This is a genomic window from Aquimarina brevivitae, assembly GCF_004216895.1.
GTDB lineage: Bacteria > Bacteroidota > Bacteroidia > Flavobacteriales > Flavobacteriaceae > Aquimarina > Aquimarina brevivitae.
Genome location: NZ_SGXE01000007.1, coordinates 1 through 15,814, shown reverse-complemented (window position 1 = coordinate 15,814; position 15,814 = coordinate 1). Strand labels below are relative to the sequence as shown.

The following is a 15,814-nucleotide window of genomic DNA, read 5'->3' as shown; positions in this document are numbered from 1 at the left end:
GTTTTTAAATTCGGTATGTAATGATAATAAGCCAGTTCAATCTTTTGGGCTGGTTTTTTAATCTACTGTGGCATCTTGAGGAATGTTGGCATTACGATGTTTCCAGCGTTTATGTGTCCATAAATAATATTCAGGATTGGCAGTAATCTGGCTTTCTAAAATGCGAAGGTATTGCTTTGTTATCGAAAAATCACCTTCTTCTCGGGCTGCTGGGTTTTCGCAAAGCGGCACAAAGGTAGCTTCATAAAATCCTCTTTTCACCTTTTCCACTTTTAGGTAATATACATTAAGATCTAAACGTTTTGCTAAAACCACCCCACCAACAAAAGTAGGTACTTTGATACCCATAAAATCAGTCCAGTATTTAGCTTTATGTAGTTTTGGTGTTTGATCAGATACGAGCCCATACATGTATAGCCCATCTTTTTGCTGGTCAAGGGTTATCTCCTTCGTGGCATTTTTTGTAGTAACCACACGGGAACCAAAGCGAGCACGTATGCGTCTGACTAGGCGATCAAAATATTCATTTCCTATTTTTTTATAAATGCCTACAGCCTGAAAATTGGTTTGAATGTCGACTACATTTGACCATTCATAACTACCGTAATGTGCCATAAGGATAATGATATTTTCATTTTTTTGCTCCAGTTCGTGAAGTAACTCTATGTTTTTTACCTTAAACCGGTTTTTCATTTCTTCATTAGAGATATCCATAGATTTAATCATCTCTAAAAACATATCACACATATGTTGGTAAAACTTTTTACGGATACGTTTTATCTCAGCGTCTGTTTTCTCGGGAAAAACAAGTCTTAAATTTTCAGTAACCGTTTTTTTACGGTAACCAAATACATGATATACCCAAAAGAATACAAAGGTAGAGAACCCATAAAACAGCTTCCAGGGGAGTTTAGATATTATCCATAATACTGGATACACCAATCGATATAGTACTAATTGCATTGTTTTAAATTAAGCCTTCAAATATAAAATTATTCGTTGTCTCATAAAACTAGAAAAGGGATAAATTATAGTGTGATATTATGCTATAACTGCATTTTTAGGTGGCTCAGCATTGCGATGTTTCCATCGTTTATGTGTCCATAGGTAATTTTCAGGTTTTTGTTTTATTTGTGTTTCAAGAAGTTTTGTAAATGTTTTTGTAATCGTGTAATCCTCTTCAGATTTTGGGTCTTCAGAAATAGGGATCAAAGTAGCCTCATAATAACCCCGTTTCACTTTTTGTACATGGAGATAAAATATACTGAGGCCCAATCGTTTTGAAAGTACTTCTCCACCCATAAAAGTAGGAACAGTAATCCCCATAAAGCTAGTCCAAAACATACCGTGATTGAGTTTAGGAGATTGGTCTGAAATCAGGCCGTATAAACTAAGCTCAGGATTTTCTTTTCTTTGGTCTTTAGTCATCTCTCTAAAAACTTTAGCGCTAGGTATCAATCGAGCATCAAATCTACCTCTGATCCTGTGAGCTAACCTATCAAAATACTTATTCTTAATGGGTTTGTAAATACCTACACATTTAAAATCACTTATTAAGTCAATAGCATTAGTCCACTCATAACTATTGTAATGTCCCATCATTACTATAATACTGTCGCCTTTTGCTTCGAGTTCCTGTATCTTTTCTATGTTGGTAACACGAAACCGATTGATCATTTCATTTTTACTTATGGATAATGATCGTATCATTTCTAAAAACATATCGCACATATGCTTGTAAGCAGCTTTGCGAATTTTTTTTAGCTCTCTATCAGTCTTGTTGGGAAAGGCTAATTTTAAATTAGTAGTTACCGTTTTTTTACGGTACCCAATAAGGTAATAGGTAATTATATAAACACCAGTGGATAAGGTATAGAAGATACGCCAGGGAAGTTTAGAGATTATCCATAAAAAAGGATAGACCAAACAGTATACTGCTAGTTGCATTAAATTTTTGATTTAAGCTGTCAAAGATAGGTTTTTTGATCCAGTAGTTATGACCTTAATATAATAATGATATAAAGTGAGTTGTAAAACGGTTTAATGAGCTTAAAATATATAGTATATTTGGGCAAAAATGACGGTATGAATATCAATTTAGTAGTACTTTTTATCATCGGAGCTAATGTTTTGGTTTCGTTAAAAGGATTTAACGATTTTGGTTTCTTTGAACGCTATAAGTTTAATGTTGGTGGTATTCGAAGAGGAGAACAGCTAAGGATGGTAACTTCTGGATTTCTACACGTAGATTTTATGCATTTGTTTTTCAATATGTTTACGCTTTATTTTTTTGCTCCAGTGGTGGTGACCTATACAGGCTCCTTAAAATTCTTAGTTATTTATTTTGCAAGCTTGCTGATCGGAAATTTATTTTCCCTGTATTTTCATAAAGATGAGTATCATTATAGCGCGGTAGGAGCAAGTGGAGCGGTATCAGGAGTATTGTTTTCCGCTATTTTATTTCAACCTCAAATGAAGCTTGCTTTACTGATTTTACCAATTCCTATACCAGCCTATATTTTTGGTATTTTATATTTATTATATTCTATATATGGAATGCGAAGTAGGGTTGGTAATATTGGTCACGATGCGCATTTTGGTGGAGCCGTAGGAGGGTATTTAGTTACCTTACTTTTTGCGCCCGCATTATTTGAACAAAATACACTTATGGTAGGTTTATTGGCAATTCCTATCATTATTTTATTTGTTTTACAACGCATCGGAAAGTTGTAAAATACGTTTTACCTCATAAAAAAAAGATCGGCTAAGGCCGATCTTTTATATATCATTGTAAATTTTTGTTACATCATATCTGCCCCTAGTAATTCAGCAATCTTCTCTTCTAGGGCAGGACCTCTTAAGTTTTTGGCAATTACTTTACCCTCTTCATTAACAATAAATGTCGCAGGGATGGAACGCACACCATATGCTTTTGCTATAGGTTCTTGCCAAAACTGTAGGTTTGATACGTGGTTCCATTGAAGGTTATCATCTTGGATTGCTTTGATCCAAGACTCTTTCTTTTTATCTAAAGATACTCCAATAATATTTAATCCTTTGTCGTGGTATTTATTGTAAACATTCACTACGTTAGGATTCTCCATGCGACAAGGCTTGCACCAAGAAGCCCAAAAATCGATGATAGTTACTTTACCCATAGCTTCAGTAAGCGACAATTCATTTCCTGTTGGGGTTGGTGCGCTAAAATCTTCGGCTTTATCACCTACGTCAATTTTCTTTTGCTTAGACAAAGTGATAGCATTGGTTACTAAGCGATCTAATTGTTTGCCTAATCGAGTGTTTTTTAGTGGAGCACTGATGGATGTATATAGTTGTTGTGCTTCGTTTGCTTTGATAGCATTTAGTCGGATAAGATCAGTTAGTGCCATAACTGAAACTAAAGAATTAGGATATTTTTCTGCAAGTTCCTTGCGGTAATCTAATTCTTTTTGGTTGATGTCATTTATAGTTAAACGGAGTTGTTTGACCTTATCAAATTCTTTCAATTTGGTAGCAATATGAATTTCATTATTGGTTGCAACTTTTTCATTGGCAAAAGCTTTTAATTTTGCTAAGTATTCAAAAAATACTTGATTATCTTCTCCTCCTTTTACGACTGAAGAACGTAAACTGTCCTTAAAGATCTCCATGCGAATGGGATTGTTTTCTGCTATATAGAGTACGTTACCTCCTGTATTTTGGAAAGTAAGGTAATTAAAATCATTGGTTTCAGGGGTTGGTAGTGCTAGTTCAAATTTACCATCATTTATGGTTACTGAATCTATAACAAATGGACGGTTGGATTGACTCATTGCATTGACATACACCATTGTTCCATCTTCAAAACCATTGGTGTCAGCTGTTATGAAGTAGCCTTTTTTTTCTTTTTGGCAACTAACAAATAAGGTTAAAGTAAATAGTGTAATAATAAATCGTGTCATGTAAAATTATTTTTAGCGACTAAAATAAGTAATGTATATAAAATAGCGTAAAAATTAACTTTTCATAATGTTAAACACGTGTAAAGCAAAAATAAATTGAAGCATTTGGGTAACAATTACTATAAAAAGGTGACTCATTTCGTAAAGTGGTCTGATATTTGGTTAGATCATGCATAATAGATCACTAAAATAAATAGGGGGCAGGATTGTAATTAATTGTTAATATAACCTGGAGCCCCTTGTTTTTGGGGTATTTTTGCTAACTTTAAGACTATATAAGGGGTTATGATGATAAACGAACAAGATTTTCCACTAGATATCTGGATTAGCTTTTCTAAATTTTTTGAAAAATATAAAAAGTATTCAGATAGTACTAATGAACTTTTAAAAGAAAGGTCTAGGAAAATTATGGCTATTGCTGAGCAATATCCTCAATTGGTTCAAGGAATTAAAACGGAAGAAGTTGCGCACTTAAAACCACAGATTGACCTCATTCTAGAAGATTCTTTTGCTCAAATTTTACAGGAGAATGAAATAAAAATAGCTTCTATACCTTTTAATAATTTTGTGCTGAAAGCTTCAGATCGATATCATAAAATTATTAAAGCTGCAGGTGAAGATTTTGAACCTAATATCAAAAACCTAGATGAAGATAATTATTACATCATGGGTTGTAGTATCATATTAAGTCGATATTACGGTTATGATATAGATTTTAGAAGACCATTTTTTTATGACATTCCAGACACCAATGGTATTATAAGACACTATCGTATTTTGTATAATGGTGATTTTATTGATATAAATAAAACTGATCAGGCACCCGATATTAATGATAGCGATGTAGCGGAATTATTAGATAATTTTGACAATATAGAGCTATGGAAAGAGAAGTTCCCGCCCAAGAGCTATACCTTCAAAGGAATTGTTATTGCTAATCTCTTTGACGTTACTGCTGATTTTTCTATTTCAGAGTTCAAAACCAATCTATTGAAATATGAAAAGGGAGATTCACATTTTATAGAGGAATTCGAGAAAATATTTAGAGCAATTTTCAACCTCCCGCAGCTCAAAATAGGGTATGCAAGCTATATAGAAGAAGATAAAGCTTTTGAAGTGGTACCCACCGAGGAGTTTCATAGTTATATTTTAAACGAAAAAGATGCGGATAGTTGTAAGCACGCATTGTGTAAAGGAACAAATCATTTTCTGTTCGAGAAAGGAACTTATTTTGCCATTTCAGATGTAGAGAAATTTCAAAAGTCTACACCTGATGAAGCGATGTATCAAAATTTGTTAGACCAAGGGATAAATAGTGCAATTATAGCTCCGATTATAGATAATGGTCAATTTTTAGGGATAATAGAATTGGTGTCCCCAAACAAATACGAACTTAATAGTATTAACGCTAATAAGCTTCAGGATTTAATGCCATATCTGGTAGATAAGGTGGCGCAGGATAAAGCTAAAATGGATAATCAATTAGATTTAATCATCCAGCAAGAATGTACTTCCATTCATCCTAGCGTTTATTGGAAATTCAAGCAAGAAGCAAAACGTTTTTTAAAGGCAAATCATAATGGAAATTCCTTAGCTTTTAGAGAAATTGTTTTTGAAGATGTTTATCCTTTATACGGTCAGATTGATGTAAAGTCTTCTTCCCAAACCCGTAATGAAGCCGTTCTCAAAGACCTTATGGTACAGCTTAAAGCCGTAGATAAGGTACTTGCCAAAATTTTAGAAATTGAAACTTTACCTATATACGATCAAATTAGGTTTCAGGTGCACGAATATATTGACACCTTGATCAACCAAGGCTTACAGGTCAATAGTGAGTCAAAAATATTAGCGTACATAAAAAAAGAAATAAACCCGATATTTAAGCATTTGGCAAAAAAGCATAAGGAGCTTAAAAATTATATCTCTGCATATAATGAAATGCTAGATCAGGATATCAAATCAGTCTATAAACATAGAAAAGCCTTTGATGACTCGGTTACTATTATTAATAAGCACCTGGCGGGTATATTGGATAAAAAACAAATAGAAGCACAAGCCATGTATCCCCATTATTTTGAGCGCTTTAAATCCGATGGCGTTGAACATAATTTGTATATAGGTGAATCTATTACTAAAAAGAAAAGCTTTAATAAAGTATATCTTCAAAATCTAAGGTTGTGGCAGTTACAGGTAATGTGCGAAATGGAGAATGAGTATTATCAGAAGAAAAAAGAGCTTCCGGTAGCGTTGGATGTAGCTTCAATGATATTGGTGTTTCATAGTTCTTTATCTGTACGATTTAGAATGGATGAAAAACGCTTTGATGTGGATGGGACCTATAACGCTCGATATGAGGTTGTAAAAAAGAGAGTGGATAAAGCTTTCATCAAAGGTACTCAGGAACGTGTTACTGAAAAAGGTAAAATGGTTATCGTATATTCTCAAAGCTCAGATGAAAGAGAGTACCTTAAATACATTAAGTTTTTGCAATCCAAAAATTATTTAGAAGAAGAGATAGAGATTGTAGAGTTAGAAGATCTTCAAGGAATCACAGGGCTTAAAGCACTACGAGTAAATATACTTTACCATAAAAATGAAGATGACCAAACGCTCTATACCTACGACGATCTGATGAAAGAATTGGAGCAATAAGTAAGAATCGGATTTTATTGAAGTGTATTAAATGCTATGATAAAGGAAAGTACAGAAACAGTAATTCCAATAATAAATACCGTATAGGTTATTCTTAAGATTTTATATTTTCGGTGCAATACTTTGCCCAAAAAGTATAAGTCCTTAATCATAGTATCATAAATGTATTCTTTGTCCTTCATTAATTCATTCATAGCCCATCGGTATTCATCTAAAGGCATCTTATGAAAATTTCCAAAAAATAAGAGATTTACTTTTTTTTCTTCAATTTCTTTTCGTGTAAACTCTCCACTGGTCACATTTGGCCGAGTTGCCAATACAGATAATATCATAGAGGCGATGCTAAAAACCAGAAAGATTAGTGTGGGATATATCAAGTAGGTGTTTGAAGGGTTATCTAGCTTAGGGATTAAGTTCGATAAAGCTAGCGAAATAATAATTGCATTAACCGATAAAAGGATGTTCGCTTTGGTATCTGCAATATCACTTAATTTAAGGTGGTTTCGAAGTGTTACCCGAAATGCTGTTTGAACTCCTTTTTCAGGGCTTTCTTCCTTTAATAATTTCTTTAATTCCGCCTTTTTTACTTTTTCTGCCTTTTTTTGTCTTTTCTGTTCTTGTAACATTTTGGCTAAGTTCTCTTCCTTTTTAGGCTTCCATTTTGTTTTAGCATAATCAGTATAGTAGGAGTGGTGATTTTGGAATAATTCAATATTGGATTTTAACCAACCAGATGAATCGAAATCATTGATCCCGTGTATTTTAAACTCTTCTCGGAGTAACTCGCTAGTTTCATTGTAATATTCCTTGGCAAAATGAGAAGCATCAGCATCTCTTATGATCTGTTCTAATAGATCTTGCGGGGTATGAGTCATTTTTGTTGCCATAATCAATCGCGAAACTTCTTGAATTTTATTTGGCGCAACATGATTACTTTTTAAAAACTCTTTCGCAATATTAACACTGTATTCCTCGTGATTTTCAAAGCTTTTCGTATACCCAGTGTCGTGTAATAATGCCGTGAGTAATAAGAGCTCTTTATCTTCATCAGAAATACTTACATTATCAGCAATTTCTTTTGTACTTTTAAACACCCTTCTTGTATGAGCGTGGTTATGATAAATACAGGTTTTTGGAAGTTCATTTTGAAAAAGATCTTCTACAAAATTTTCAGTTTTTTCTACCAATTCGGACATACAAGTGCTAAATTTCTTTTTCCAAAGTAATTAAAAAAAATTAATGATATATAAGAAGGTTGTTAATATCAAGATATTTTTAATATTTATTTTTCTTTTGTTTACTGCTTGTGCTACCTATACCACAAAATATGCTGAAGAAAAGCCCATTATAGAGAAGAACTCTAATCACAAATCAACACATAGTAAATTTTATCTGGTTGGCAATTTGGGCTATGATAGGGATAATGCTCAAAAGACATTGTCCGCAATGCAGGCTTATTTTGATAGTACAGCTACTACAAAGGATTATTTACTTGTGCTTGGAGATAATTTATATCCTGGTGGTATGCCTTCAAAGGATGAAGGTAATCGAACAGCCAAGGAAGATCAATTAAAGCAACAATTAAATTTCTTAAAAGGGTTTAAGGGAAAAATGATAGTTATTCCAGGCGATCGTGATTGGAGAAAAACTGGAGTAAAAGGGGTTAAAAGAGAAGAGAAGTTTGTCAAAAAATTCTTAGACGATAAAAAGGCTTTTTTACCAAAAGATGGTTGCCCGCTTAAAAGCTATGATATTGATGATGACGTTCATTTGCTGATAGTGGACAGTCAATGGTATATCGCCAACTGGGACAAAAACCCAACTATTAATGATGAATGCGAAATTAAAACTAGGGATAAGTTCTTAACGGAGCTGCAAAATGAGCTAAAGAAAAATAAAGATAAAACCATTATTTTAGCGATGCATCACCCTGTATATTCCAACGGTCCCTATGGTGGTAAATATAGTCTAAGAAGTCATTTGTTTCCGTTAGGTAAAAAGATACCCTTACCAATTTTAGGTACTTTCATTACCGAAATAAAATCCCAGGGAGGTATTTCATCTCAAGATATCTTAAATAAACGCTATAATGATTTTATGGATCGCTTGAGTGTTATGGTACGGGATACAGAAAAAGTAATTATTGTATCAGCACACGAAAATTCCTTACAGTATATAGTAGACAACGGTTTACATCAAATCATTGCGGGGTCAGGAGCTACAGCAACTGCTACAACACTTGGTAAAACAGGGAAATTTGCCCATTCCGGTATAGGTTTTTCTGTAGTTGATATACAAAAGAATGGAGGATCTCAGGTTTCATTTTATGGAACAAAAGAAAGGGTTGTCACTCCACTTTACACTGCTCCGATTTATGATCGTTTTAAACCCTTGGATACCACTTTATTTTCAAAGAAGTTCCCGGCTTTTAAAAAAGCTTCTGTATATCAAAAAGAAGAGGTGATAAGATCTAAAGCATTTCGGTTTATCTGGGGTGACCATTATCGGTATATTTATGGTACAAAATTAAAAGTACCTGTCGTTACTTTAGACACTTTGATGGGCGGGCTCACTGTGGATAGGAGTGGAGGAGGTCAGCAAACCAGATCTTTACGACTGTTAGATACGTTAGGAAGGCGATATAGCTTAAGAGCAGTACGCAAAAGCGCAACTCAATTTTTACAGAAAGGCGCCTTTGTAAACACCTACCTTGATGATAATTTTGACGATACTTTTACAGAAGAATTATTAGCCGATTTCTATACCGCAAGTCATCCGTATGCAACATTTATTGTAGGTCCTTTGGCAGAGGCTATTGGTGTATATCATACGAACCCCACATTATACTACATTCCAAAACACCCTAGATTAGAAAATTATAATGAATCCTATGGAGATGAGCTGTATGTGTTAGAAGAGCGACCGGGTAAAGAGTTTATTGATGTGCCATCTTTTGGTGAACCAGATGATATCGAAAGCACCGATGATATGCTTAATAAATTACGAAAGGATGAAAAGTACCAAATGGATCAAAGTGCTTATATCAGAGCTCGGTTATTTGATATGCTGATTGGTGACTGGGACAGACATACCGATCAATGGCGATGGGCAAGATTTGATAGCAATGGAAAAAGAGTTTACAGACCGATACCCAGAGATAGGGATCAGGCCTTTTGTAACTACGATGGAGCTTTAACTAATTTCGTAAAACTAATTCTTCCTCAAACGAGAAAGTTTGAAGTGTACGATGAAGAGCTAACTAATGTGCGCTGGATAAATGAATCAGGTATTAAATTAGACCGAGCTTTGGTTTCAGAGGCCTCTGAGACACAATGGATCGCTGAGGCGAATTATATAAAATCGAACCTCACTGATCGTAAAATTGATGAGGCATTTAATTATTTTCCTGAAGAAATACAGGATTCTATAGCGCAGCGAATTAAGAAAAATCTAAAATTAAGAAGAAATCAACTGACAAAAATAGCCTCTAAATATCACGACTATTTAGCAAGACATGTCGTCATCACCGGTACCGATAAGGATGACTATTTTGAAATTATTCGAAAGGATAAGATGACAGAAATTAAGGTATCTCGAATTATAAAAGGAGAGGTAAAGAAGCAATTTTTTAGTAAAGAAATTAAGACATCGCTAACCAATGAAATTTGGATTTATGGATTAGACGATGATGATCAATTTGTGGTCAAAGGAAAAGGGAGGAAGCCTATTAAAATAAGAATAATTGGTGGCCAAAATAATGATGTTTATACCATAGAAAATGGTAGAAAAATTAAAGTTTATGATCACAAAACTAAACCAAATACGATTAAGAAAAAAAGCGGTGCATATGTTCAACTATCCGATAATTACAATCAAAACTTATATGACCCAGGAAAATACATCGACTACACCAATACCATAACCCCGTTAGTAGGATTCAATCCCGACGACGGATTAAATATAAATGTAACCGACACTTATACCAAAAGCGGATTTTACAAAGAACCATTTCATAACAAGCATACCCTTAAGGCAGCCTATTACTTGGCGACAAATGGGTATGACTTATCGTATCAAGGAGAATTTACGAATATGATTGGAAATTGGAATTTGTTGATCAATGGCTTGTATACGAGCGAAAATTTTGCTCAGAACTTTTTTGGTTTTGGTAATACAACTGAAAATCCAGATGATGATTTAGGTTTTGATTACAATAGAACAAAAACGGGTATCATCTCATTTGCTATCGGGGTAAAAAAAATGGGATATTATGGGGCAGAAGTAGAGATGAAAACAGGTTTTGAAAGTGTTGAGGTAGAAAATTCTGCAGATAGATTTATAACTGCTGCATCTGGTTTGGGAACTTCAGATCCAGAGTTTTTTGATCGAAAAAAGTTTACGTTTATTGATGTCTCCTATAACTATGGCAGTTATGACAATTTGGTGAACCCCAGCAAAGGTATGGGGTTTGCTTTAAATACGGGTGTAAAAATGAATGTTGAAAATACCAGTAATACTTTTGTATATATAAATCCAAAGATCGAATTTTTTAATGCATTAACACGAAGTAGAAAGCTGGTTTTAAAAAATGAAATACTGGGAGGAGTTATCATAGGTGATGGTTTTGAGTTTTATCAAGCACCTCACTTGGGGGGTAACAACGGTTTAAGAGGTTACAGAACGGAGCGCTTTACAGGAGATAGAGCATTAGCTTTCACTAATGATTTAAGGTACAGTTTTGGTAAATTTAAAACAGGACTCCTGCCATTACAGCTCGGGATTTTTGGGGGATATGATATTGGACGTGTATGGTTTGATAATGAAGATTCAGAAATTTGGCACGACAACTACGGTGGTGGTTTTTGGATAAATGCAGTAGATGCTATTGCAGGTCAAGCAGGCTTATTTTATAGTGATGATGGTTTTAGATTTTCTTTTGGCTTTGGATTTAATTTATAGTTATGTCAATCAGTTAATTTAAATTCATATATCGAAGCTTGACTATTACCTCTGCCTTCGGCAACAATATATAAAGTAGAGTCGTTTATAAAACAAATACCCTCTTTCTGGGAGTAGTGCTCTAACTTTATTTTCTTTAATTGAAGCGCTGAAAAATCTGCACTAAATTGATCAGCTACAAAAATCTTGTTGTAGGTCAATAACACTAGTTGGTTACCCTTGTGATTTAGGGCTGCACTTGTAACAAAACAATCCTTTTCGTCTTTACAGATATCTAAAGTAGCAATAAGCTTAGCTTTTTGCTGAGGTTTATCATCTCGTAGTTCATAGACCTTGCTCGTACCATTAAAATTGGAAGACCTGTTTTTAGAAAATAAATAAAAATGATGGTTGTGGTAAACAAAGGCTTCAATATCAAAATTTCGATTTTTCTTTTTTGGCGGAAACGCTTTTTGATCCTCTAAGGCAAAGGATATTTTACTTAGTATTTGAGCTTTAGTATTGATTAATTTTATTTTATAAATAGCTAGATCCCTGCGGTCATTATCATTATTACCAAAATCTCCTATATAAATATTTCCATTGTTGTCATAGGTTAAATCTTCCCAGTCTACATTTTCAATACTGGGTAAATCAATAACCTGAATAATATTTCCTTTTAAGTCGAGCTGAAAAATTTCTGCATCATTACCAGAGTCATTAATTACATACAAAGCAGAAGCTTCAGGATTATAAGTAATTCCGGAAGCTTCTTTTAATAGTTTAGATAATATATTTATCTTTTGGAGTGGAGTATCCACGGTGCTTTGGCATTGCACAGAGATGCTTAATAATAAGGCTAAGCTATAAAAGTACAGCGTTTTAAACATTTATTTGCTAGACTTTAAGGAATCTCCTGTCTTCATTCGCCAGGCATCTAGCATCCAACTCGTTTTTTCAAGCTCTCTTATGTATGCGCCCACTAAGTCTATAGTACCTTCATCACCGGCTTCATCTGCTGCTTGGACAACTTTGGTCATCTGCTTTAGAATTTTTCCGTGATCCTCGAGCAGCTGAGTGACCATTTCCTTATCGGTAATGTTCGATTTTGATTCTGTAAGGTTAGAATTTTTCAAATACTCAGAGTAGTTACTCACCGGTTGGTATCGTAGTGTTAGGATACGTTCGGCGATCTCATCAATCTTCATTCTTGCATCATCATACATCAACTCAAATTGATTGTGAAGATCAAAAAAGTTTTGCCCTAAGATGTTCCAGTGAAAATTGCGTAATTTTTGATAGTATAAATGATAATCTGCTAAGAGGTTATTTAACTGTTTTACGGTTTCAGTTGTTTTCTCCTCATTAAAATTTAAATAGTTCATTCTTTATTTTGATTTTTTGAAACAATACTCGATTATAAAATACGTATATAGTATCTTAAAAGTTATAAATTACAACAGATTTTTTGGATGCGATAACAGAAGTTTGCGTTTAGTATAATTTTAACTTAGCTCCCAAAAAGAGCGTTAATATGAGCCAAAATTAACGTGTAATAGTCCTTTCCGTGTGGTACAAATTCGGTAAGATTTCCTTTAGTTATTTTTTGTTCAAAAGAAGGGATAGATATAGCTTTCAGTTCGGCTACTTCTTCTCTTTGAAGTTTGCAATTCTCGACTTCTAAATTTAGTAAAGCTATATACAGGTATTGGTATTCATTATCAATAATAGATAGGGTAGGTTTCTTTTGAGAACATCTAACACCTATAAAGCGAAGTGACTCTTTGGTGACCACAATACCGATCTCTTCTTTAGTTTCTCGGATTAGGGCTTGCTGTGCTTCTTCACCGGCTCCAATATGACCTGCTACAGAAACATCCCAGAGATCGGGGAAGGTGTCTTTATTGGCTGCTCTTTTTTGGATAATCAGTTCTTTCTTGGGGGTTGCAATCCATAGATGAACGCTCTTATGAAAGAGACCCAGTTTGTGTGCTTCAGACTTTAAGGCTGTTGTTTGCGTTGGCGTTCCATCTTTGTTTAGTATGTCAATAAATTCATCTGCCATAAGTAGTATAAAAAACCCTGCCATTAAGCAGGGTTGGTTGATGTTATTCAAAATAACTAAAGGACTCTCCTTCCTTTATTGTTAAAAGACTTTCGTAAATCAATTTAATCACATTTTCCACATCATTTTTATGAACCATCTCTACAGTGGTGTGCATATAGCGAAGCGGCAATGATATTAGTGCAGAGGCAACTCCGCCATTACTGTAAGCAAAAGCGTCGGTGTCGGTTCCAGTCATCCTACTTGCTGCCATACGTTGAAAAGGAATCTTATTTTTTTCAGCAGTATCGATCAACAATTCGCGCAATCTGTTCTGTACCGCTGGAGCGTATGAAATAACGGGGCCATCTCCAATTTTAGTTTCCCCTTCAGTTTTCTTTTCGATCATTGGGGTGGTGGTATCGTGGCATACATCGGTAACAATAGCAACATTAGGTTTAATCGTGTGGGTGATCATCTCCGCACCTCGCAAACCGATTTCTTCTTGTACTGAATTTGTAATATATAAACCAAAAGGTAATTCTTTTTTATTTTCTTTTAGCAACCGAGCAACTTCAGCAATCATAAACCCACCAATTCTGTTATCTATAGCTCTGGATACAAATTTGTTTTTATTTAAAATAAAAAATTCATCAGGGTATGTGATCACACAGCCTACATGTACACCGAGTTTTAAAACTTCCTTTTTCGACTTACAGCCAACATCAATGCAGATATTATCTAGTTTAGGAGGTGTTTCATTGGATTTGTCTCTGGTGTGTATAGCCGGCCATCCAAATACCCCTTGTACGATACCTTTTCTAGTATGTATATTTACGCGTTTAGAAGCAGCAATTTGATGATCACTTCCTCCATTACGGATCACATAGATTAACCCATCATCTGTGATATAATTTACATACCAAGAAATTTCGTCCGCGTGTCCTTCAATAACGACTTTATATTTTGCTTCAGGATTGATAACCCCAACAGCAGTACCATAAGTATCGGTGATAAACTCATCCACGTAGGGCTTCAGGTAATTCATCCATAGTTTTTGACCTTCCCATTCATAACCTGTCGGAGAAGGATTGTTCAGATATTTTTCTAAGAATGAAATGGATTTTTTAGTAAGTATATCTTTTTTTGACATTTTTTTGGGTTGTTTTATTGCGAAAATAATAATATTAAGGCTGATTTTATACTTTGCAACACTTAATTATTAAATTTGGAATAGTTTTGGAATATAGTTTTTTGTTATCGTTTAAATAGAAATACATTTGTTTAAATTTACAACAGTCGTAAGGAGAAGTACATGAATATAAAATTGTGGTGGTTTGGTATATTATGTTGTAATATCCTTTTGTTGAATGCACAACAAGAAGATACTACCGCTGTCGATGTTGATCGATATGTGCAGTATTATATTATAGAAGGAGACACTATCCCCATAGATGCTATAGGATTAGAAGAGGTTGTTATTTTTAAAAGGTTACGATTTGATAATAAACTAGAAAGGAGAAAGTACCTTATCCTTAGACGAAAGACTAGAAAGGTATATCCCTATGCTAAGATGGCCTCAGAGCGGCTAACCGAGCTCAATAATCGACTAAAACAGATTGATTCTAAGCGAAAGAAAAGGAGGTACATCCGCATGCTGCAGCGCTATATGGAAGATGAGTTTACAGCAGAGCTAAAAAAAATGACCAGAACAGAAGGTCAAATACTGGTTAAGCTTATTCATCGCCAAACTGGAATTACAATGTACGAGTTGATTAAAGAGTACCGCAGTGGCTGGCGTGCTTTCTGGTATAATAGTACAGCAAGTTTGTTTAGTATTTCACTCAAAGAAGAATATGATCCGGTAAATATTGAAGAAGATTACTGGATCGAAGATATTTTACAACGCAGTTTTCAGGCTAATATACTTGAAGAACAAGAAACCGCATTAGATTTTAGTTACTACGATTTAAACTATAAGTGGTCTAAACCACAAATTAGAGAAAAGCAATAATAATTTTATTACTTTTTTTAAAGTAGCATTCTTTTTTTGAAAAAAATTAGTATCTTAGTTTTCTATCTTTTTAAAAATCAGCGCTTTTTATTTTTTAATTGAAAAAAACATTTATTTGTTGTGGTTTATCCAAAAAAGGGTGTTATGTTTGCACCCGCAAAACGGGATAGTTGTTTTGTTTGGTTCATTGAGATAGGGTTTATTGTTTTACTGGTTTTTTTGGGG

12 protein-coding genes are annotated in these 15,814 nt (G+C 34.2%); 4 read left to right on the top strand and 8 right to left on the bottom strand.

The window, feature by feature from the left end:
* Positions 1-57: 57 nt before the first annotated feature.
* Both EV197_RS16035 and EV197_RS16030 read right to left on the bottom strand, forming a co-directional pair.
* Complete coding sequence (locus EV197_RS16035) at positions 58-963, bottom strand: lysophospholipid acyltransferase family protein (RefSeq protein ID WP_130287821.1); 906 nt, start codon at positions 961-963, stop codon at positions 58-60.
* Positions 964-1,041: 78 nt separating this feature from the next.
* Positions 1,042-1,947, bottom strand: coding sequence for a lysophospholipid acyltransferase family protein (locus EV197_RS16030; RefSeq protein ID WP_130287820.1), 906 nt, complete (start codon positions 1,945-1,947; stop codon positions 1,042-1,044).
* Between the two features lie 138 nt (positions 1,948-2,085).
* Between EV197_RS16030 and EV197_RS16025 the strand changes: the two genes are divergently transcribed.
* Positions 2,086-2,733: a rhomboid family intramembrane serine protease gene (locus EV197_RS16025; RefSeq protein ID WP_130287819.1), complete on the top strand. Its 648-nt coding sequence runs from the start codon at positions 2,086-2,088 to the stop codon at positions 2,731-2,733.
* 68 nt (positions 2,734-2,801) lie between these two features.
* Here the strand turns inward: EV197_RS16025 and EV197_RS16020 are convergent, their stop codons facing one another.
* On the bottom strand, positions 2,802-3,941 hold the full coding sequence (locus EV197_RS16020; protein ID WP_130287818.1) for a TlpA disulfide reductase family protein: 1,140 nt from the start codon (positions 3,939-3,941) through the stop codon (positions 2,802-2,804).
* Between the two features lie 285 nt (positions 3,942-4,226).
* Here EV197_RS16020 and EV197_RS16015 point away from each other — a divergent pair, with 285 nt between their 5' ends.
* Positions 4,227-6,593 (top strand): GAF domain-containing protein, encoded by a 2,367-nt coding sequence (locus EV197_RS16015; protein WP_130287817.1) that lies wholly within the window; start codon positions 4,227-4,229, stop codon positions 6,591-6,593.
* A gap of 14 nt (positions 6,594-6,607) precedes the next feature.
* Here EV197_RS16015 and EV197_RS16010 read toward each other — a convergent pair whose 3' ends face one another.
* Entirely contained in the window at positions 6,608-7,789 is a 1,182-nt protein-coding gene (locus EV197_RS16010) for a Pycsar system effector family protein (protein WP_130287816.1), read from the bottom strand.
* A 43-nt stretch (positions 7,790-7,832) separates the two neighbouring features.
* Between EV197_RS16010 and EV197_RS16005 the strand changes: the two genes are divergently transcribed.
* A complete protein-coding gene (locus EV197_RS16005) occupies positions 7,833-11,552 on the top strand; it encodes a metallophosphoesterase (RefSeq protein WP_130287815.1) in 3,720 nt (1,239 codons plus the stop codon).
* Positions 11,553-11,557: 5 nt separating this feature from the next.
* Here the strand turns inward: EV197_RS16005 and EV197_RS16000 are convergent, their stop codons facing one another.
* The 4 genes from EV197_RS16000 to EV197_RS15985 form a co-directional block, all read right to left on the bottom strand.
* Complete coding sequence (locus tag EV197_RS16000) at positions 11,558-12,421, bottom strand: SdiA-regulated domain-containing protein (protein WP_130287814.1); 864 nt, start codon at positions 12,419-12,421, stop codon at positions 11,558-11,560.
* Positions 12,422-12,916 carry a Dps family protein gene (locus EV197_RS15995; protein ID WP_130287813.1) on the bottom strand — a complete coding sequence of 165 codons (495 nt, stop codon included), beginning with the start codon at positions 12,914-12,916 and terminating at the stop codon, positions 12,422-12,424.
* 125 nt (positions 12,917-13,041) lie between these two features.
* Positions 13,042-13,620: an NUDIX hydrolase gene (locus tag EV197_RS15990; protein ID WP_242610758.1), complete on the bottom strand. Its 579-nt coding sequence runs from the start codon at positions 13,618-13,620 to the stop codon at positions 13,042-13,044.
* 19 nt (positions 13,621-13,639) lie between these two features.
* Positions 13,640-14,728, bottom strand: coding sequence for a M42 family metallopeptidase (locus tag EV197_RS15985; RefSeq protein ID WP_130287812.1), 1,089 nt, complete (start codon positions 14,726-14,728; stop codon positions 13,640-13,642).
* 162 nt (positions 14,729-14,890) lie between these two features.
* Here EV197_RS15985 and EV197_RS15980 point away from each other — a divergent pair, with 162 nt between their 5' ends.
* Positions 14,891-15,589 carry a DUF4294 domain-containing protein gene (locus tag EV197_RS15980; RefSeq protein WP_130287811.1) on the top strand — a complete coding sequence of 233 codons (699 nt, stop codon included), beginning with the start codon at positions 14,891-14,893 and terminating at the stop codon, positions 15,587-15,589.
* Positions 15,590-15,814 lie beyond the last annotated feature (225 nt).